Annotated in this window: 21 protein-coding genes; 6 read left to right on the plus strand and 15 right to left on the minus strand. The window is 36.1% G+C overall.

Translation table 11 applies throughout. The annotated features are described in order from the left end of the window. Positions 1-4: 4 nt before the first annotated feature. A complete protein-coding gene (locus tag IGJ76_RS11060; protein WP_071869108.1) occupies positions 5-658 on the minus strand; it encodes a TetR/AcrR family transcriptional regulator in 654 nt (217 codons plus the stop codon). 721 nt (positions 659-1,379) lie between these two features. On the opposite strand from IGJ76_RS11060, the gene IGJ76_RS11065 reads away from it, so the two are divergent. Continuing rightward, positions 1,380-2,000 (plus strand): FMN-dependent NADH-azoreductase, encoded by a 621-nt coding sequence (locus IGJ76_RS11065; RefSeq protein ID WP_067482848.1) that lies wholly within the window; start codon positions 1,380-1,382, stop codon positions 1,998-2,000. Positions 2,001-2,109: 109 nt separating this feature from the next. Here the strand turns inward: IGJ76_RS11065 and IGJ76_RS11070 are convergent, their stop codons facing one another. Next, positions 2,110-3,279, minus strand: coding sequence for an AI-2E family transporter (locus tag IGJ76_RS11070; RefSeq protein ID WP_067482849.1), 1,170 nt, complete (start codon positions 3,277-3,279; stop codon positions 2,110-2,112). A gap of 9 nt (positions 3,280-3,288) precedes the next feature. Beyond that, positions 3,289-3,642, minus strand: a complete 354-nt coding sequence (locus IGJ76_RS11075; RefSeq protein WP_067482850.1) for a PTS glucitol/sorbitol transporter subunit IIA — start codon at positions 3,640-3,642, stop codon at positions 3,289-3,291. A gap of 165 nt (positions 3,643-3,807) precedes the next feature. Between IGJ76_RS11075 and IGJ76_RS11080 the strand changes: the two genes are divergently transcribed. The 3 genes from IGJ76_RS11080 to IGJ76_RS11090 are packed head-to-tail and all read left to right on the plus strand — an operon-like array spanning position 3,808 to position 5,419. Further along, a complete protein-coding gene (locus IGJ76_RS11080) occupies positions 3,808-4,824 on the plus strand; it encodes a lactonase family protein (protein WP_430596626.1) in 1,017 nt (338 codons plus the stop codon). 32 nt (positions 4,825-4,856) lie between these two features. Then, complete coding sequence (locus IGJ76_RS11085; protein ID WP_067482853.1) at positions 4,857-5,207, plus strand: hypothetical protein; 351 nt, start codon at positions 4,857-4,859, stop codon at positions 5,205-5,207. A gap of 50 nt (positions 5,208-5,257) precedes the next feature. Further along, positions 5,258-5,419 (plus strand): hypothetical protein, encoded by a 162-nt coding sequence (locus IGJ76_RS11090; RefSeq protein WP_086270684.1) that lies wholly within the window; start codon positions 5,258-5,260, stop codon positions 5,417-5,419. Between the two features lie 677 nt (positions 5,420-6,096). Here the strand turns inward: IGJ76_RS11090 and IGJ76_RS11095 are convergent. The 6 genes from IGJ76_RS11095 to IGJ76_RS11120 all read right to left on the minus strand — a co-directional run bounded on the left by IGJ76_RS11095 (position 6,097) and on the right by IGJ76_RS11120 (position 13,392). Beyond that, a complete protein-coding gene (locus tag IGJ76_RS11095) occupies positions 6,097-6,531 on the minus strand; it encodes a hypothetical protein (protein WP_071869109.1) in 435 nt (144 codons plus the stop codon). Between the two features lie 93 nt (positions 6,532-6,624). Next, positions 6,625-8,487 carry an LTA synthase family protein gene (locus tag IGJ76_RS11100; protein WP_376022024.1) on the minus strand — a complete coding sequence of 621 codons (1,863 nt, stop codon included), beginning with the start codon at positions 8,485-8,487 and terminating at the stop codon, positions 6,625-6,627. A 106-nt stretch (positions 8,488-8,593) separates the two neighbouring features. After that, on the minus strand, positions 8,594-9,778 hold the full coding sequence (locus IGJ76_RS11105) for an NAD(P)-dependent oxidoreductase (protein WP_430596627.1): 1,185 nt from the start codon (positions 9,776-9,778) through the stop codon (positions 8,594-8,596). A 132-nt stretch (positions 9,779-9,910) separates the two neighbouring features. Beyond that, positions 9,911-10,747: an HAD family hydrolase gene (locus IGJ76_RS11110; RefSeq protein WP_376022026.1), complete on the minus strand. Its 837-nt coding sequence runs from the start codon at positions 10,745-10,747 to the stop codon at positions 9,911-9,913. Between the two features lie 322 nt (positions 10,748-11,069). Further along, positions 11,070-11,894, minus strand: coding sequence for an ammonia-dependent NAD(+) synthetase (nadE, locus tag IGJ76_RS11115; protein ID WP_067482866.1), 825 nt, complete (start codon positions 11,892-11,894; stop codon positions 11,070-11,072). 25 nt (positions 11,895-11,919) lie between these two features. Continuing rightward, a complete protein-coding gene (locus IGJ76_RS11120) occupies positions 11,920-13,392 on the minus strand; it encodes a nicotinate phosphoribosyltransferase (RefSeq protein ID WP_095803822.1) in 1,473 nt (490 codons plus the stop codon). Positions 13,393-13,649: 257 nt separating this feature from the next. Between IGJ76_RS11120 and IGJ76_RS11125 the strand changes: the two genes are divergently transcribed. Beyond that, complete coding sequence (locus IGJ76_RS11125) at positions 13,650-13,880, plus strand: hypothetical protein (RefSeq protein WP_067482870.1); 231 nt, start codon at positions 13,650-13,652, stop codon at positions 13,878-13,880. A gap of 138 nt (positions 13,881-14,018) precedes the next feature. Here IGJ76_RS11125 and IGJ76_RS11130 read toward each other — a convergent pair whose 3' ends face one another. After that, positions 14,019-14,375, minus strand: coding sequence for a DUF1827 family protein (locus tag IGJ76_RS11130; protein WP_067482872.1), 357 nt, complete (start codon positions 14,373-14,375; stop codon positions 14,019-14,021). 23 nt (positions 14,376-14,398) lie between these two features. Further along, a complete protein-coding gene (locus IGJ76_RS11135) occupies positions 14,399-15,247 on the minus strand; it encodes an HAD family hydrolase (protein ID WP_071869113.1) in 849 nt (282 codons plus the stop codon). A 122-nt stretch (positions 15,248-15,369) separates the two neighbouring features. Here IGJ76_RS11135 and IGJ76_RS11140 point away from each other — a divergent pair, with 122 nt between their 5' ends. Then, on the plus strand, positions 15,370-16,131 hold the full coding sequence (locus IGJ76_RS11140; RefSeq protein WP_071869114.1) for a MerR family transcriptional regulator: 762 nt from the start codon (positions 15,370-15,372) through the stop codon (positions 16,129-16,131). 242 nt (positions 16,132-16,373) lie between these two features. On the opposite strand, the gene IGJ76_RS11145 is transcribed toward IGJ76_RS11140, so the two are convergent. The 4 genes from IGJ76_RS11145 to groL all read right to left on the minus strand — a co-directional run bounded on the left by IGJ76_RS11145 (position 16,374) and on the right by groL (position 21,202). After that, positions 16,374-17,297, minus strand: coding sequence for a LacI family DNA-binding transcriptional regulator (locus IGJ76_RS11145; RefSeq protein WP_095803823.1), 924 nt, complete (start codon positions 17,295-17,297; stop codon positions 16,374-16,376). Positions 17,298-17,315: 18 nt separating this feature from the next. Next, positions 17,316-17,585, minus strand: a complete 270-nt coding sequence (locus tag IGJ76_RS11150; RefSeq protein ID WP_067482878.1) for a hypothetical protein — start codon at positions 17,583-17,585, stop codon at positions 17,316-17,318. Between the two features lie 154 nt (positions 17,586-17,739). Then, the gene (locus IGJ76_RS11155) at positions 17,740-19,152 is read right to left on the minus strand and encodes a PTS sugar transporter subunit IIC (RefSeq protein WP_270608158.1); all 1,413 of its coding nucleotides are present in this window, start codon (positions 19,150-19,152) and stop codon (positions 17,740-17,742) included. A 424-nt stretch (positions 19,153-19,576) separates the two neighbouring features. Further along, a complete protein-coding gene (gene groL / locus IGJ76_RS11160; RefSeq protein ID WP_067482882.1) occupies positions 19,577-21,202 on the minus strand; it encodes a chaperonin GroEL in 1,626 nt (541 codons plus the stop codon). Between the last annotated feature and the right edge of the window lie 10 nt (positions 21,203-21,212).

Below are 21,212 nucleotides of genomic sequence, written 5' to 3' on the forward strand. Positions count from 1 at the left end.
CTTTCTACTTATAGGCTCCCTCTTTCAACCAAGAAAGCTTTAACTTAAATTCTTCGATTGCTTGTTCAACTGAGTAGTCTTTCGTCACTGAAAGTGATTTGTATGAATGTGTAATCGTTGAAAAAACAGCATTCATCAACAGTGATATCAGCAGCTCTAATTCGTGTGAATCTCTTACTTTTAGTTTTGTTTGATCAATCACTTCTATTAAAGCTTGAGTATCCTGCTTATGTCTTTTATGTGGCATTTTTTTTGCCTTTTCCTCTTCAGAAAGATGAGGAGTCACTTTACGTGAAGCGCGATAATCCATGTTCATGAATAAGTGTCGATAAAATGCAGAATTTTCTCCTGCTAAGATTTCGCGAATCATCTTTTCAAAATAAAGCTCGAAGCCTTCAAAAAGATCTCCATGAACTTCTTTCATCAAGTTTCGCATATCTCGCGAACTATCACGTCGCAGTGTCTCAAAATAATAGAAGTACAGATCCTCTTTATTTTCAAAATATTGATAAAAACTACCACGTGGTATCTCAGCTAGTTTCACGATATTAGCAATTGACGCATCCTTTAACGGCACACGTGAAAACTCAGCATTCGCAGCGGCTAATAATCGTTGTTGCTTTTCCTTTGGCAAATGAAAAAATGTTTGTGTTGGCATAGTCCTCCTCCTTTCGTTTCTTCGCCCAAATGACGCGTTGTCATATGACGCTATGTCATTATAACACCAGCAGACTGTTTTGCAAGTTTTTTACATTATTTTTTTCCTTTATTTCAACTGCAAAAAAGAAACAGTACATCCGTTAAACGAATGCACTGCTTCTTTTAAAAATAAGTGAGTAAGGGTTTCCCACCTTTTACGTTTGAGTTCGTTCATTATTTGCCTAAAAGAAAACCCGTTTGCCAGCCAGACGAACTTAGAATATGAGAAGTCTCTTCGGCTATCTTTTTGTAAAAACAATGAACTAACAGCAACTCTAATGAAAGAGTGATGATTTGCTACGACTATGTAAAAAAATCAGCTCTTCCACTTGTGGGGTTATTTGAGATGTTCATCCCAAATCAACATGGTGGAATAACTAAATTATAGCCATGCAAATCAATCATTTCCAATATACTTTTACCGATGTCGAGGTAAATAAATCTAAACAAACTGGCCTTTAGTTGAAGTTTTTTTATTTTTTTACACTTGATTTCAGTATGATTTTGTTTTGGCTCCACCAAATGGATCAGTAAAAAAAGAATGAGTAGTAAAAAAGAAAAGCAGCTAAATGAACTATTCTTTGTTTTTAAACCTTGATAGCCTTTTCTTTTTCGATTAAACTAGCTTTGTTAGTCTTGAACATAACAAGTATGTTTACAAAAAAGGAGATTGAATCATTATGTCATCAGTATTAATTGTCAAAGGTCATCCTTTAACTGCTGAAGAATCACGCTCAGTTAAAGCTCTTTCTACATTTCTAACTAGCTATAAAGAAAGTCATCCAGAAGATGAAATCACTATTCTTGATCTTTACCGTGATGATATTCCTGAAATTGACGAAGAATTATTATCTGGTTGGGAAGTTCTTCGTACTGGAGCCGACTTCTCAGAATTAACTGAAAAGCAACAACATAAAATCGCGCGGTTTAACGAATTAACTGAACAATTTCTAGCTGCTGATAAAATCGTCATTGCCAACGCACTTTGGAACCTAAATATTCCAACACGTTTAAAAGCTTGGTTTGACACGGTCAACGTAGCTGGTAAAACATTCAAATATACAGAAAATGGTCCTCAAGGTTTAGTTCAAGGAAAGAAAGCTTTACACATCCAATCAAATGGTGGTATTTATCAAGGCCAAGATTTTGCTTCACAATATGTTAAAGGAATCTTGAACTTTATTGGAATTGACGAAATCGATCAATTATTTATCGAAGGAATCGACTACACACCTGACCGTGCAGAAGAATTGATGCAAGAAGCACTAGACAAAGCTACTCAATTAGGAAAAGATTTCTAAGCAAAACAGATCTCTTTTACAACAAAAAAACAGCAAACAACAATCTAGTTTTCGATTGTCGTTTGCTGTTTTTATTTATGTTTCTTTTTTTGATTTTTAAGATAGTTGCCTATTCTTTTTTCGGCGTTTCAACTGGATCGTCTTCATATAAGGAAGAAATCGTTGTGTACCATTCAAAAATATGCGTGATGATTACTTTGGCTGCCGCATAAACAGGTATTCCCAAAATAACTCCCACAATTCCAAACAGTTTTCCAGAAGTCAATAAAACCAATAAAATCGTTACTGGATGAATCGCTAATTGATTCCCTAAAACTAATGGTGAAATCAATCGTCCTTCGATCGTTTGCTCGGCAATAAAGACGATAATCACTTTCACCAACATCAAAGGCCCTGCTACAATCCCAAGAAAGACTGCTGGAATCATGGCTAAAAATGAGCCAAGGTACGGAATTAGATTCAAGAATCCTGCAACAATACCTAACGTCACTGAATATTCCAATCCAATAATCGAAAAACCAATGATAAACATGATTGCCACAGCAAAAGCCACAGTCAATTGACCTCTTATATAAGAAGATACTTGATCGTTCATTTCACTTAATACTTTCAAAGTTGGTTTTCTCATACGTGTTGGTAAGAATTTAACAAAGTAAGGTGCTAATTGACGTCCATCTTTCAATAAATAAAACAAGATAAATGGCATCGTCATAATTGCCACAATGACTGTCGCTACCGCTCCTACGATACTTCCAACACTTTGAACGGTCGTTTTTGAAAGGTTCTTAATCAAATCGCCGGCAGAATTAATAATTTTATCCCCCGCAGTCTCAAGTTGTTCACGAAATTGATTAAACAAAGGATCGCGTAAGATTTCTGTTAATTTATCATCTATCGTGTCGACATATTGTGGGAAATTACTAGCAAAGCTAACTGATTGCTCTTGAATTTTTGGCACAATCACTACGATTCCCCAAACGATTAGCGCCACCACAACGACAAATAAACCAATAATACTGTAAATTCTGGGAATCTTTTTCTTCTCTAAATAGTCCACCACAGGATTCATCAAATAATATAAAATACCCGCTAAAATAATTGGTAGGCCAACGATAGCTAAGAATTGCCACACAGGTTCAAATAGGTATGACACTTTCGTAAAAAGAAAGACGATTACTAATAAAAGCAGAACAACTAATAAGGCCGTTACTACTTGATTATTTAAAAACCATTTCCAAAACCAGGAAATTGGTTTTCCTTTTTTATTTTTCTCCTCCATATGTCCCTCCTACTGATAATAAATTTGTGTTCCCAAATGAATTTCTGGAAGTTGATAAGGATTCAAATACACACCATTAACAATCGTATTTTCTGGTTGATGCTCGTCAAACACTAACGTTACGTGACCAACTGTTTCCAGATTTTGATTAGCAGTCGTTCCGACATGTTCAATCGTATATTCTTGTTCATCAAATCGAATTGTTTTTCCAGATTCTAGCTTAAAGGGTTCTTTATTTAAAAATTCTTGGATAATCGAGTAGTTTCGTAAAGTAGTTGTTGCTGTGTTGTTAAATAAAATCAGCATTGGTTCTTTTTCATTAATTGCTTCTGGTCCAATTTCTACTACATTGGCTTGAATCATCTTGATCTCTCCTTTGATTACTATCACAATGAACAGTGTTTTTCTTCATACAGCGTATTTTTACGCTCAAAAATATTATAGCATATTCTCTTTCATTATCCGCCAAGAACAGTTGTATGCTAAAATAAAAAAGAAAACAATTTCATTTTTTTAGGAGGGAATCAAATGATTGAAAAAATCATTTTGGGTACTTATACACGCCGAGTAAGTGAAGGAATTTATACAATCGATCTTGATACTGAAAAAAAAGAATTATCTGGACTAACTTTAGCAACTAAAGAAGTGAGTCCCACCTATTTAGCAAAGAGTAAAGCAGAGAATCTATACACGGTCACAACAGTTGATGGATTAGGTGGCGCAGGCGCATACGATTCAACGTATCAATTTTTGAATGCGGTAACAGAAGAAGGAGCACCTCTTTGTTATGTAGCAGTAGATGAAACCCGTCAGCTGGTTTATGGTGCAAATTATCATAAAGGTGAAGTAAATGTCTATCGTATTTTAGATAATGGTGGTATTGAAGCTGTCGAATCTCTTTATCATCAAGAGGAAACTGGACCACATAAAAATCAAGACCACGCACATGTCCACTACACTGATTTAACACCTGACCAACGTTTAGTTGTTTGTGATCTTGGAACTGATCGAGTGTACACTTATGATGTTGCAGAAAATGGAAAGTTAACTCTAGCAGCCACTTTTGTAGCTGAACCTGGAACTGGACCCCGTCATTTAGTTTTCCATCCGACACAGCCAATTGCTTATTTATTTGGTGAATTAGACAGCACCGTAAGCGTCCTCGCTTATCAAGAAAATGGTTCATTTGAAAAGTTACAAAAAATTTCAACTTTACCAGAAGATTTCACAGGTGAAAATGGCGGTGCTGCTATCCGAATTTCAAATGACGGCCGTTTCTTATATACTTCTAATCGTGGACATAACTCCATCGCAGTCTTTGAGATTTCTAGTAATGGTGAACAGCTTTCTGCTATTCAAAATATTTCAACAGAAGGTGATTTTCCTCGTGACTTTGCCTTAAATTCAACAAATGAGTTTTTAGTTTGTGCAAATCAAAATAGTGATAACTTAACTTTATTCACATGTGATGCTCAAACCGGAAAGTTAACATTACTACAAAAAGACATTTATGCACCTGAGTGTGTGTGCGTCTATTTCGACTAAAATCAACTTATTTTTCAAAGGAGGAAATTTTTATGATTCAAAAATCAGCTGAAGAGTATCTATTAGACAACCTTTCTGAACTTTATAATAAGTGTCTTCCCTTGTACGAATTGATTACTAGCCCACGCTATGAAAAAAATCGAGTTATTGTTGTGACGAACGAGCTATACAGCCTCGCTCAAACAGCAAAATTATATACTCAGCTACATCCAGAATTGCAAATCAAAGAAGTCAGCAAATTTTTTGATGCTTTTCATCAGTTTTATGCTGAACTCAAGCAAGTCTTCTTCAATGAAGATTCTAATACCGCTTTGCTTTATAGCAAATTGACCATTATGAAACAAAACTTTGAACATTTAACTGCTATTTTTCACAGCTTATAAATGAACCTAGTAATAACTATAGATGAATGATGAAGAAAGAAGCGAAGAACATGAACCAACAAGAAGTGTTAGATCGTTTGCGAGAAGATTTGCAGATTCCTTTTTTTCAGGGGAAAATCGAAGATAAAGAGTATACTGAAGCAGACTATCAACAACTAAAGAAAAATCTGGAAGATTATTTTGATAACTACGTCAGGAATGTTGAAAACTGAAAAAGGTTGTGGCGCAAAGTGGTTAGCTTCAAGTAATAAGGAATCTTTTCTAAAAATAGCTTCTCATATTTTTAAGAAAAGAGGACTTATTACCGAAGAAGCTACTTTGAGAACACTGTGAATAGAGGTTGTGGTTCCAAGCGCTCAACTCCAAACAGATAATGAGCAGGTACTCAAAATAGCTTCTCATATTTTGAAGTGGATCCACGTTATATGGAGGAGTTGCTTGGGGAACACCGTAAATAAAGGTCGTAAAAGAAGTGTCTAGCTTAAATAAATAAGAATAAATTTCCAGAAATTGTTTTTCAAATTTTGTGAAATTTAGACTTATTTAGCAGGAATTACTTCTTGAACACCGTGAGTAGAGCTTGTGGCACAAAACGTCTAGCTCCGACTAGATAACAATCAACTGACCAAAATAGCTTTTCATGTTTTGGGCTAGTTGTGAATTATCTGGCGGAGTCGGACGCTTTGTACCACAAGCTTTTTTATTATACATTGAATTTTTGAGCATCAAAAAACCACCGAGTTGGTTAGGCTCGGTGGAAAAGGCTACTTACTCAATGAGAGTAAATAAAGGTTGTTGTTGGTTATGCTTTTATCATATAGCAGTGAACAACTCTTATCATAAAAAAAACGTTATATTTAGATTAAATAACTCTAGTTTTATCTTTAAATTATTTTTTCATCAAAAGATTGGTCATTTTTTGGATTGCTAGTGAAATATCATCTGTTGCTTGGTCTTGTTTCTTTTCTGAAGCTTCAAATAAATCCGTATCAATTCCCTTTTCTACGTTAATACTTTGAATCATTTCTTCACAACCAGCTACATAAGAAAGATAGGCACGTTCAAATTTTTTGTGAATCCCCATCACTTTTGCTGGAGGACGTAACGTACTAACTTTTTTCAGCATAGCTCGGTATTGCTTAGTTCCAGCTTCAAACAATTGAACAACTTCTGTTAATTGTTCTGAATTTAATTCTGCCACTTTCTTTTCATCAATTGCTTGACGAATCATTTCGTATTTGGGATGCATTTGCTCGCCAATTTCTTCCGTTTGTTTCACAATGTTATCGACTGATTGAACATAATAACCAATATTTGGTAACATGAAATTCCCTACTTTCTCCGTTTATCTATCCTTTATTGTACCTGTTTTTACTATTTTATGACAAGCTTATTTCTCGCCTTGTTTCTTTTCACTTCAATCACTATTTTCAAAAAAACTAGCCTGTAAACTATATTGTTTACCAGAAACGATGTCATATTGAATCATTTGATAGTCTTCATATAATTTTTTTTGTTGCTCATTCAGTTGTGCCTCTTTACGCCACTGCCCATTTTGATAATATAAGCCCCTTTCAAACGCAGGTAAAACTTGCTCCATTTCCAATAGCAATTGATAGAACCCTGTTGTTGCTTGATTCGTTTGTTCCAATAAGTTAGCTGCAAAATAAAATGGACTACTGATTGCATCATGAGTAGCTTGATTTGTTAATTTTCCTTCGCTATCAAACATTAAAAATTGTGTTTCATGTAAAGTCTGCTCATCGTTTGCTCCTTGCACTACTTCTGAGTAAATACCAGGAAGATGATCTCCCCAGAAAACAACTAGGGTTCTTCGCGAAACATCTTGTAAACTATCAACAAATTCCTTCAGTGCCTCACTGCTATAGGCAACGTCCTGCAAATAGTTGGTTAAATTATCGGTGTCACTGCCGTCACTTGCCTGAGCATCGTAAGCAATATCTGAATACTTTCCACCATAAGGCATATGTGTTTGCATCGTTACTAGATGAACAAATTGTGGTGAATCTTGCTGTTTTAAAATAGATAAAACTTCTTGATAAGCGGCTTTATCTGAAATATAAGGATTGTTTTGGAGTTTTTCTGTGTAATTCATTTCTTTTTCACTGATAAATGAATCAAATCCCAAAACATCATACACATCTTCACGCTTATACATTGATGTGTTATAGGGATGAATCGCTGTTGTTTGATAATTTTGCGCTGCTAGATTGGAAACCAATGATGGAAATTTTGTCATTTTAGGAACTAACATCGTGTACGGAGTTGTTAATTGTGCATTAAATAGTTCCATTGAAAAACCAGTTAACGCTTCAAACTCAATATTTGCAGTTCCACCCCCATAATTTTGGGACAACATTTTGCCACTATAGGTTTGATTCGCAATGTCATAATAATCTTGCAGTGGATTTCCTGAAACTTCGATTCCGTTTAAGTGACTAGGGTCAGAAAAACTTTCGCTCATCACATAAACGATGTTTGGTTGCTCTTCTTCAACTGTTTGATTTTTCTTATCAGCTATTTGTTGATAATTCTTAGTGATTTCTGCCACTTTCGCTTTGGAATAGCCTTTTGGTTCATCCATTGCTTCAACTTGTAGATTGTAAAGAAACCCGCCAATAAATCCTGTATTATAGTAGTTCATTTTCTGACTATAAGGAATCCACAAGGCTGTTTTGTTGTACGCTTTTCGTAAGAGATTATTCGGGTTATTAAAACTACCAACGTACATCAATAGAATAGCAGATAAAACGAAGACAGTTCCTCGTACGACCTGAAAACGACGACCTTTTTTGAAACTCCGGTATAGCCCCCAAGCAAATAAAATGATTACTAAACCAGTAATTCCCATTAAAATAAAAAATGTCGTTCCCCCTGCCATCTCTTTCAGCAAACTAAGTTCCGTAATCATTTTGATGTCATCAGGATAAATAGGCTCCTGTCGATAACTCATTTTTAAATAGTCAGCAACACCTAAAATGCCGATAATCGTTGTATACAAAATGGATCCAACCAGAACCGATCCTGCAACACTGCTGAGGAAGACCAGAAAAACGAATAAAACTAAGCAAGCTAAAATAAACTTTTCTGTATGCCAAGAAAACGCAAATTTCAATGCTAAGTCATAGGACAAATCATTTTGGCACCATTGTAAAAATAAATTACTCAATACAACTAAAGCGATCACGCCAATCGTAGTCAAACTAATTCGAATGATACTCTTTTGTTTAAGTGAAAGATTATTTATTCTTTTCTTCAATTAATTGCTCCTTCATCGCCTACTTTATGAACTTAAACGATTATTTTAAATTTGACTCACTCTCTTATTTTAGTAGCATCAAATTTGAAAGTAAAGCGGTCATCGGCTAATTAAAGAAATAAAAATAACTTGATTGAACTTGTGGACGTACTAATAACCGTACACGTTTAACATCCGCAATCGTTTCTAACTGACGGTTAGCTTCTAATAAATTTTTGACATCTGTACTCTCAATGTCAATCAGTGTATAAACGTAATCCTCTTTCTGGTTACGCGTCATATTACCAATTGGTAAATCATTTTCCTCCAAAATTTTAAAAACTTCCGATAAGATTCCTTGTCTTTTTTGATAAAAAATCGTAAAACGATACGGCGCACGAAAGACCATTCGCACAGCTGGAAAATTCACCGATGAACGAACTGTTCCAAATAGCAGATAGTTTCGTAATGCTCGAACAGCTTCCCGACTGCTATCCGCTAAAGCTTCTTTTGTGGACCCACCAATGTGCGGAAGCATCATGATTTTTTCATTTCCTAAAAATTCTTGTGCTGGAAAATCTGTTATGTATTTTGCCAGTTTTCCATCCTCAATCACTTGTAAAAGTGCTGCATTATCTACAATTCCACTTCGTCCCACATTAATTAAAATAGCCTCTTCTTTCATTAAAGATAACTCTTCTTTCCCCAACAGCCCATTTGTTTCCGGCGTTGAAGGTAGCATAATCACGACGAAATCAGACAATCGTAAAATATCCGGCAAGGGTAATTGCTCAACATAGTCTAACTCGTGATTTCTTCTAGCATAGCCTAAAACTTCCATGCCTAATTCATAACAAATTCGAGCAACTTCTCTTCCAATTGAACCTAATCCAAGTAAACCAATCACTTTTCCTTGTAATTCTTTACCTACAAACGGTTTTCGGTTTGCTTCTGCTTGCTCTAACAAGTCTGCTCCCTCTAAAGCTTGAACCATCTCGCTTGCTTTGATAACCGGGCGAACAGATAAAAACAAACAGCTTAATACTAGTTCTTTGACTGCATTTGCATTAACGCCAGGCGTATTCATCACAATCGTGCCATTTTCGGTGGCTTTTTGTACCTGGATCGTGTTGACCCCAACACCAGCTCTTGAAATTGCTAACAATTCTGATCCAATCCAGTCTTCTTCAACAATTGAACTTCTTACTAGTAAGCCGTGCGCATCCTTTTTATCTGTCCGTTCAAAAAATGGCTCTTCCAATTGTTTCATCTGTTCCGTGGCAATATCATCAACTAAAGAAATCCGGTACATAAAATCGCCTCCTTTTTATCAGTATCTCTGATTACAGAAATTTAGACAAGAATTAACTTCTATTAGTCAACTGTTGTTATCCAATTAGCTTCCCAAGTAAAATAATCTATTTTCTTCACTTAAAAAATACAATCAAATTTCTTGCAAAAGAATCTGATTCAACAATACTTTTGACACACCATTTTCATCATTAGTCGCTGTTTGGATGGTTGCCCCTTTAGTTACTTCTTCCGGTGCATTGCCCATTGCCACTCCCATTCCAGATAATTTGATCATAGGCAGATCGTTAAAGTTATCTCCAATTGCCATCGTGTTTTCTAAAGGAATTTGATAGTGATTTGCCACAATCGTTAACGCTTTTTCTTTCGATACTTGATAGTGAGTAACTTCCAGATAATTTTCCTTTGATAAATAAAACGAACTAGTTTCCAGATTTAATGATTCGCAAACTTCCTTTAGTTGCTCAATTTCTGAAGTTAATCCTATCAATAATAGCTTATGAACTGGCAGTCTTTGTTCTAAAAGTAATTGGTTAAGATTGGCTACAATTGGTTCAAGTTTCGTGATTGCAGCTTCTTGCTCTACCCACTCGTCAACTGACTCCACATACCAGTCGCTTCCTGAATACAAACTAATTGAGATAGTTTTAAATTTTTTCGTTAAAAGTTCAATGAGCTGAAGTGTTTCTCCTACATTCAATTCTTGACTAAAAATTTGTTGAAACGGGTCGTCTTCTCCTTCTCTGACAATCAAGGCACCATTGTAACAAGCCATTGGGTATTCAGTGATTTCCAATACTTTCGCAATGTCATGCATTCCTTTAGGAGATCTGGCAGATGCCAAAACAAAAGGAATATTTCTAGCTTTTAGTTGTTTCAAACGACCAGCTAATTTGTTATCAATTCTGTGTTCGCTAGTTAAAATCGTTCCGTCAATATCACTCATTACTAGTTTGATTTCTTTTCTCATTTTCGTTCACCTTCTAAATGATTATTTTTAATTTTTTATAATCAAAATCGACTGCTCATGTTTCATCGCTTAGCCAATCTGTACAATCACACATTTTTTTAAAATTTATAATTGGCTTTTCCTTCAAGCTTACTCGCCCTTATGAATCATTCAAACCTTATTCAAATCCTATTTTTTAAACTAGCTTGTTCTCTTCTTTTATTATAACGGTTCCTGTAATTCTCTGTCTCATTTATCGGCATTTGCGAACATAGCTAGCTCAAATAAGTAAAAAAGAAGTCGGAAGATTTAAAAATCCTCCGACTTCTTTTACAGCTTTGTCTTACTTCCAAAAATCATCAAAAACCGTAATTGGTAGATGACGTTTATGTTTTGTTTTATCCCACCAAGCTTCAAGGGTTTCTTGTGCATGTTCAGGAATTTCTTTTCCTTCTAAATAATCATCAATTTGATCATAAGTGACACCTAAAGCAACTTCATCTGCAATTAATGGTTTCCCATCTTCCAAGTCCGCCGTTGGAATTTTTGTATACAATTCTGCTGGCGCACCTAGTTCTTTTAACAGAGCTTTTCCTTGTCGCTTGTTCAAACGAAAAAGTGGTAAAATATCTGCCCCACCATCACCAAATTTTGTAAAGAATCCTGTAATATTTTCTGCAGCATGATCTGTTCCCAAGACAGCACCAAATTTTGCACCAGCAACACCGTATTGAGTAATCATTCGTTGACGTGCTTTGATATTTCCTTTATTAAAATCACTGATTTCAACACCTGCTTCACTCAATGAGGCAACTTGTGCATCCACAGCAGGTTTGATATCAACACGTAAACTCACATCGGGCTGAATAAAATCCAATGCAGCTTTTGCATCTTCTTCGTCAGCTTGTTCGCCATAAGGTAAGCGAACAGCAACAAATTGATAACTGTCATCTTGTGTTTCTTCACGCATTTCAGCCATTGCTAACTGTGCTAAACGACCAGCTAAAGTTGAATCTTGTCCACCACTGATTCCTAAAACAAATGTTTTGATAAATGGGTATTTTTTTAAGTAGTCTTTCAAAAAGTCCACACTTCGACGAATTTCTGTTTGTGCATCAATTATAGGTTTCACACCTAGTTCTTGAATAATTTCTTGTTGTAAACTCATGTTTGTTCCCCCTCAGTGATTTCAATCATGCTTCATTGTGTAGATCAGCAACGCTTTTTTTCATTCGTTCCATAATAGACATCTTGTGATTCCAGCACTCTGTTGATAAATCAACTGGATACTTTTGTGGGTTCAAATCACGTTTATATTCTTCCCATAGAGAGTCCAAGTTCTCACGTGCATAGTCTTTAATTTCATTTAGCGAAGGTAATGAATAGACCAACTTTCCTTCAACAAAAATATCTTGTAACATCGGACGTGCCGAAAAATCACGTACCGTTTTATTGATGAACGTATGAACAGGATGGAACATAAAGATTTCCTCTTCCTTGCGAGGATCTTCATTCCATAACGTGACATAGTCTCCTTCAGATTTTCCGTCAAAATTTCGTGTAATACGCCAAACCTGTTTTTTCCCTGGCGTTGTTACTTTTTCTGCATTACTAGATAACTTGATGGTATCAATCATTTTTCCTTCTTTGTTTTCAATAGATACTAATTTGAAAACAGCCCCTAGTGCAGGTTGGTCGTAAGCTGTAATCAACTTAGTGCCCACACCCCAAACATCGATTTTTGCTTTTTGCATTTTTAAATTTAGAATCGTTGCTTCATCTAAGTCGTTAGAAGCATAGATTTTTGCTTCAGTAAAGCCTGCTGCATCTAATTGTTCACGCACACGTTTTGAAATATACGCCATATCACCACTATCAATGCGAACACCTTGGAAATTGATTTTATCACCCATTTCTCTCGCCACTCGAATCGCACTTGGCACACCTGACTTCAACGTATTATACGTATCTACTAAAAAGACACAGTCTTTATGTGTTTTCGCGTAAGCCATGAAAGCATCATAGTCGTTTCCATATGACTGAACTAATGAATGAGCATGAGTTCCACTCGCAGGAATACCAAAAATTTTCCCAGCACGCACGTTACTTGTCGCATCGGCACCACCAATGAAGGCTGCACGTGTTCCCCAAACCGCCGCATCAAGTTCTTGCGCACGTCTTGTTCCAAATTCCAATAGTGGATCGTCACCAATAACGGATTTGATTCGGGCTGCTTTCGTAGCAATCAATGTTTGGAAATTGACCATATTCAGCAGTGCTGTTTCGACCAACTGGCAATGTGCCAACGGTCCTTCGACTTGAATAAGTGGTTCATTGTTAAAGACGATCTCGCCTTCAAGCATTGAACGAACGGTTGCTTTAAATTCAAATTCTTTTAAATAAGTAAGGAAGCCTTCTGGATAGTTACCCACTTCTCGTAAGTAGTCAATATCTGATTCACTGAAAGTTAAGTTTTCTAAATATTGAACTAAACGTTCCAGACCAGCAAAGACAGCATAACCATGGTTAAAAGGCATTTCTCGAAAGTAACATTCAAAAACGGCATGTAGATCTGCACGACCTAATTCCCAGTATGTCTGCATCATATTGATTTGGTACAAATCAGTGTGTAGCGTCAAACTGTCATCTGGGTAAATTTTATTCATCTGTTTAATACTCCTCTTGGCAATTTTTCATTTCCTAACCATTATATCAAAAAAACGAAATAGGAAAAGAAAACTTGATTTTTTTCCGAAAATATCAGCTTGATATTCTTTATTCCTTTTCATTTTTTCTTTGATGAATTGATTGACAGAGAAACGAACATATGTTCTAATTAGTTTGTTGAAGACTTCAATTCATTGTAGTTATCCATTCATTTATTCGCGCAATCTACTTGGACAGTATAGATAAGGAGGCTGTTATGCGTACAATTACACAGCACTTTGAAACAGTTATTATCACTGCTTATATCGCAAAGCAAAAAATTATTGTTGAACGTTTGGACCATAGTTATGCAGAAGGATTGGTTCAACCAAGCATCACACCTGATGGCTTCTATCTTGATGAACATTTTATCCAGTGGGAACAGATTTCAACAATTTGCTTGGCTGAACAATATTTTCATTTTTGGAAGGACATCGTTCAAAAATAAAAAGAGTCTGGGACAAAACCAGCCTAAATAGAAAAAAAGCCTAAAATTCGTTTTTTAAAACGTTGATTTTAGGCTTTTTTGCATTGAAAGATAGATTAAGAACGACTGAATTTTTAGTTTCGTCCCAGTCCCTTTTTGTTAGGCATTTGTTACATTTTGTTCAATAATCACAATATCTTTATTTGGACGTTTGAATTGAAGGCCAGCCCGTTCCAATTCTTGTTTGACACCAATGTGAACGGTCACATCTTCGCGTGCTACTTTCAAGATTCGACGAATAGCATAGTCAATTTCTTGCTTTGTAATTTTCTTTTTCGTATTAATCATCACCAACTGGATTTTATCATACGTATCTACATATAAAATTTGTGTACGATCTAGCGAATAGAACTTATAGTAGTTAATTGCCTGATTTCCAAAAAAGAAATCCACTATTTTTGGGTAAAATGTCTTGATATTTAGATTACTATTTATTGGTGTTTCAACTAATTTCATCTCATCCCTCTTTTTCTTTTTAATTATAAAATATGTTCAAAAATAAACCGGCCGACGCCACCTTCACTGCAACTAGGCGCAATCACATGACTACTTTCTTTCACATTGGTTGCGGCATTTTCCACAGCAACAGGCACATCAACAACAGCTAACATAGCCAAATCATTTTCTCCATCTCCGATACCATAGCTGGTTGCTAATGGATAATCAGATAAATAATTGGTGATGGCACTTCCTTTTGTACTATCAGGATGTACAATTTCCAAGGTTTTTATAAATGAATGGAACACAAGCAATTCTGTTTCTTGTAAAGAAGATCGAATCGCCTCGTGACGTGCATCATCTGCTTCCATCAATTCGATCTTGACCACGATTGTTTCAGGTCTTTCAGAAAGATACTTTGCGATATCTTCCGTATGTACGCAATCGTTTTCAAAATATTGTTCCTTGTAATCCATAATTCGTTTGCCTTGCTCCCCAAGTTTTTCTAATGATTCTCTCAAGGCACTTAGCTGTTTCGTGTACTCTTTCGTAGGTCTTATCACCACACCGTGATTTGTATGAATAAAGTGTAAAATTTCTTGTTCTTCTAAAATGTTGATTACTTCTGTTGTTTCTTGATGTGTCAGTGTACTAGTATAACGTTCAGGTTCGCCTATTTTCTTAATACCTGCACCATTTCCAAAAATAACATCACAATCAATTAATAATTCATCATTCATTTGTTTGACTAAGTCGTATCCGCGTCCTGTAACAAAAACAAAATGATCGCCTTTGGCTTGTAACGCTTGAATGGCTTCGCGATTAATCGGCGGAATTTCTTTTCCTAACTCTTGAAACGTTCCATCAATATCTGAAAAAACAATGTTCATTGATTTCTCCTTTTCCTTTTCTTATGAAATAGTATAACATAATTTTTAATAGGATTTTGAAATTTTTCCTTGACCTTCTCGTTACGTGAGGGAGTATTCTAGCAAGTGTCAGGAGGGAAAAAATGGAATATACAATCAAAAAAATAGCAGAGCTATCAGGTGTTAGCCCCCGAACATTACGTTTCTATGATGAAATTGGGTTGCTCAAACCAGCTAGGATTAACTCTTCTGGTTATCGCATCTATGGAGCAAATGAAATTGATCGACTCCAACAAATTTTATTTTATCGCTCACTTGAGTTCAAACTTGAACAAATTCAGGAATTACTAAACCAACCAGACTTTGATCAGCACCAAGCTTTACTTGAACATCAGAAACTTCTATTAAAAAAAAGAGCGCAAATTGACGCCCTTTTGACAACTGTACAAAAAACACTTACTAGTTACGAAGGAGGAATAACTATGTCAGACCAAGAAAAATTTGCAGGATTCAAGCAACAAAAAATCAGCGAAAATGAAGAAAAATTTGGGCAAGAGATTCGAGAAGCGTATGGCGAAAAAACAGTTGCGAAAGCCAATCAAAAATGGGCGAACATGACTGAGGAACAATTCCAAGCCATGCAAACAGTTGAGTCACAGCTTTTAGCCGATTTAACAACTTATCTTACACAGCCAGGAGTGGATCAACCACTAGCAAAAGCCATTTTTGACGCACATAAAAAATGGCTAACATTTAGTTGGCCTACTTATACGCCACAAGCTCACCAAGGATTAGGACAAATGTATGTGGCAGATGAACGTTTTACCGCCTATTATGATGAACGAAGTGGGAATGGTGCAACCCAAGCATTGAATGAAATCATTCAACATTACACCAGCAAATAATTATTACTTTCTGTCCCTTATCAGTTATTGAAATAGGCGAAACATTTATTCCAATCCAATCTGTTCTAATTTTTACCGAAGAAAAAGACTGAGGTAGCCTACTCCAGTGCCCTCAAAAAGCCCAATTTTACAATTGAACTTTTTGAGGAATCACGTAAAGCTACTTCAGTCTTTTTTATTATTTCTAGCCTAACCTCTTACAATCACTAATTATTTTTGCTATTAGTTTGTTTAAACTTTCTTTATCTTTGAATAAATTCATATGGAATCTTGATTTGTTCCGGTTGTCTTTTCAAAAATAAGTGAAACGCCATTTCACCACACTGCTTCAAATGATGATCAATAGTGGGAAAATTTAAGAGATCACTCACATACAGATTGTCTCTGCCAACTAATTTAGGTGCTCGACCTTTCGGAAATGTTTTAAGGATACCAGCTGCAACCATATCTGAATTCGTAAAAATACCATCTACTGGATGCTCATTAAAAAAAGCACCTGCCTTGATCCCATCTTCCAAACCAATACAATCCCAGAAAACCATTTCTTCTTCAAAATTCGAATAGACTTTCCGACATAATTGCAAGGTAATCTTAGAATTAAAACTAAGTCGACTACTCCTTCCTAAAGTAACACCTAGTTTTTTGACACCAACTTTTTGTAAAAATTTCAATGCTTCCGTAATCGATTGTTCCCGATCAATAAAGACACAGCTTGATTTTTCATCTTTGATTTCTTCGCAAAAAATAATAGGGCCATATTTTTGGTACGCTTTCAATTTTTCTAACGAATGAGCACGCGAGGTTACGATCAAGCCATCAAATCTTTTTGCTGCAAACTCTTCGAGATACTCTTTTTCACGACTTGCTTGATAATTTGTCGGTAACAAGGTGACTTTATAATTGGAATCGAAAGCGGCTTCAGTAATTCCACTAATCAACTGATCAAAGTATGGATGATTGGTGTATGGCAAAATGACTCCTAAATTTTTGGTTTCTCCATAGCTTAATGTTCGTGCATTTGCATTAGGAATATAGTCTAGTTCCTTCATAACTGCTAAAATTTCTGCTCGTTTTCTTTCATCCACATAAGGGTGTTCATTAATAACTCGAGAAATAGTCGAGACGGAATAACCTGTTAAACGTGCGATATCTCGAATAGTTGCCACGATGATGATTCACCTACCTTAAACGAAAAGTTTTTCTTGTAGATAGTCTATCACAGCCGGCCCACATTCATAAAACTGATACAACTTTTCTTGATAATAAAAACTAATTCGCTGTCCGCCCCAAAATGTATCTTTTGTTAAATTCGTTAACTGATTGACATCGATTTCTTCTCTCATTGGTTTGTTCAGGCCTTGAAAACTTTTTAAAACTAGTTTATTTTCATTACAATCTACCAACGCGTAAAAACAAGTGCTTGATGTTCCCAAAACTTTCACATAAGTATGCATAGGTAAGCCCTCCTTCTTGATAGCTCGAGTATAGTTTATGAAACGCGTCCCAGAGCAAGCGGAAAGTTTTGGTTAAATAAAATCCAAGCAAACAAGTTGGAAATACTGTTTGCTTGGATTATTTTTATACTTATTAACAACTTTTTCAGTGCAATCAGTTTGTTTCGTTTGTTTCTCCCAAATTAGGGTCTAACTTATTTGCCGCAAGAATAAATGGTGCCCAAATCAATGCTGCTACAAGCAAATTCACAATCGTCAACACAATGGCACGCCAATCTCCAGCAGTCGCTAAGAAACCACTAATAATCGTTGGCATGACCCAGATTACATTGACAACTACAGGTCTTACAAATCCCGCCATCGTTGCGAAGTATGCAATAGTGGCAGTAGCTAAAGGCGCTAAAATAAACGGAATCATTAATAACGGATTTAGTACAACCGGCAAACCAAACATCACTGGTTCATTAATATTGAATAAACCCGGAGCAATACCTAATTTCCCAACTGTTTTATAATCCGCACGTTTTGATAAGAAAAGAATCATTACAATTAATACTAAAGTCACACCTGCACCACCAGGCCAGACAAAAGCTTCAAAAGAGCCGGCTACCCACTTAAACGGAATTGGCTCATTATTTTGAAAAGCATTCGTATTTTCAACCATAGCAGTTCCATAAAGTGTTTGTAGTACTGGTGACATGATGTTCGTTCCATGAAGCCCAAAGAACCAGAGAACATGAACAAGTAGCACAATGATAAATACTGCGCCGTAGCCCTGTGAAAGATGCATTAAAGGCTTTTGGATTGCTTCAGAAATCCAGTCGATTAAAGGAACACCAGCCGTTTGTTTGAATAAATAGTTAATAATTCCAACAACATACAAGGAAACCACTGCAGGGATGATTGCAGCAAAAGCCTTAGAAACAGCCGGTGGTACAGAGTCCGGCATACGGATAATAATGTTTTTTCGAATTAAAAGAGCAAAAATAATGACTGAAATAAATCCAAAGATCATTGCAGTAAAAAGACCCGATCCACCCATATACTTACCAAAGTTAAAATAACCCCATGCGCCCATCGAGAGCGTTTGGCCACCTTCTGCAGCATCAGAAATAACTCCACCTGCTGTAGTGATCATTGTCGAAGCTTCTTCTGATAACTTCTCTGGTAATGTCAAAACTGCAGTAGCGGCATCCGGTAATCCGATGATAAAAGCGACTAATGAAACAATACTTCCTGACACAGGATCAACTTCATACGCTTTTGCTAAATTTGCGCCTAAAGAAAGTGCAAACACAACTGCCATAATCGCCAATGTTCCATTCCAAATCAATCCATTTACACCAATAACAGGTGTAAAAAAGGTTGTAATTGCATTGCCCTCTCCTAAATAGGTATTAGGAAAATCGCGCATGAAAGCATTAAGCAAAACTGCGATTGCACCAGCCATTGTTGCTGGCATCGTACCAATAAAGGCATCTCGCAAGGCGACTAAATGCTTTTCTGACCCTATTTTTGTTGCCACAGGTAAAATATATTTTTCCATCCACTTCATCAATCCGTCCATCTTCATCCTCCTAAGTTTTAGTTGCATCACCTATAATGTATGCGCATACATTATAATGATATTACAAATATAGCATATATTTTTATATGTGCCTACTAAACGACACAGACGACTATTTTTGGCCATGAAGAAGACGTACTAAACGATTTTTGTTTATTTAGAGTTAATAACTAAGCTAAAGCAACAGAAATTTTTTCTACTTCTTGTAGTTTTTTCTAGTAAGAACAAACAGCAAGCTGTGCAGCCATATGAACGAAGATAAAAATTATTCCTCAGATAATTTTTTACATCTAATTTAATCGTATTTCTTTTTAAGATGTTGTTTCTCGAAAGAAAATAGGCACAAAAAAGAGGCACACCCCCTTTGAACAGGATGTGCCTCTTTTTTGTTATACTTTCAATTTTTATGAATTGAAAGTAGTGATTACATCATGCCGCCCATCATTGATGGATCCATTGCTGGAGCAGCAGGTGCAGCTGGTTCTGGTTTATCTGCAACAACTGCTTCTGTTGTTAATAACAATGCTGAAACGGAAGCAGCATTTTGCAATGCAGAACGAGTTACTTTTGTTGGATCAACGATTCCGGCTTCCACCATGTTTACCCATTCGCCTGTTGCAGCATTGAACCCAGTACCAAGTTCAACATTTTTCAGTTTATCAACGATTACTGAACCTTCATAGCCAGCATTTTCCGCGATTTGACGAATTGGTTCTTCTAATGCACGAACAACAATCTTAATTCCTGTTGCTACGTCACCTTGGGCTTCTACTGCAGAAACTTTTCCAATAACATTTACCAATGCAGTACCACCACCAGAAACCATGCCTTCTTCTACGGCAGCACGAGTAGCATTCAATGCATCTTCAATACGTAATTTCAATTCTTTTAATTCTGTTTCAGTCGCCGCACCAACTTTGACTACTGCAACACCGCCAGCTAATTTAGCTAGACGCTCTTGTAATTTTTCACGATCAAAGTCAGAAGTTGTTTCAGCAATTTGATTTTTGATCAATTGAACGCGTGCGTCAATTGCTGTTTTATCGCCAGAACCTTCAACGATTGTTGTATTGTCTTTATCAACAACAACTTTTGAAGCATTTCCTAAGTTATCGACAGTTGCGTCTTTTAATTCTAGACCTAGATCATCAGTGATTACTGTACCACCTGTCAAAATAGCGATATCTTCAAGCATCGCTTTACGACGGTCACCAAATCCTGGTGCTTTGACAGCAACTACGTTAAATGTTCCACGAATTTTATTCAATACTAATGTTGGTAATGCTTCGCCATCTACATCATCTGCAATGATTAATAATGGACGAGATTGTTGTAAAATTTGTTCTAATAGAGGCAAGATATCTTGAATATTTGAGATTTTTTTGTCTGTAATCAAGATATATGGATTATCTAAAACAGCTTCCATTTTGTCATTATCAGTAACCATGTATTGTGATAAATATCCACGGTCAAACTGCATTCCTTCAACAACATCTAGTTCTGTTTCGATCCCTTTTGATTCTTCAATTGTGATGACACCGTCATTGCCGACTTTTTCCATTGCATCCGCAATCAAATGACCTACTTGTTCTGAACCAGAAGAAACAGCCGCAACTTGTGCAATTGCTTCTTTTGAATCAACAACTGTTGAAATATTGTGTAATTCTTCTACTGCCGCTTTTGTAGCTAATTCAATTCCGCGACGAATGCCTAAAGGATTAGCGCCGGCTGTTACGTTTTTCAAGCCTTCACGAACGATTGCTTGTGTTAAAACAGTAGCAGTAGTTGTACCATCACCAGCAATATCATTCGTTTTTGAAGCAACTTCAGAAACTAATTTTGCACCCATATTTTCAAAATGATCTTCTAATTCGATTTCTTTTGCAATTGTTACCCCGTCATTAGTAATCAATGGAGATCCATAAGATTTTTCTAAAACAACATTACGGCCTTTTGGACCTAAGGTAACTTTTACTGTATCAGCTAATTTATCTACGCCACGAAGCATTGCTGCGCGTGCGTCTTCTGCGAATTTTAATTCTTTTGCCATGATTGGTTTC

It is taken from the genome of Enterococcus sp. DIV0175 (assembly GCF_050529075.1).
In the GTDB taxonomy this organism is placed as follows: Bacteria; Bacillota; Bacilli; order Lactobacillales; family Enterococcaceae; genus Enterococcus_B; species Enterococcus_B thailandicus.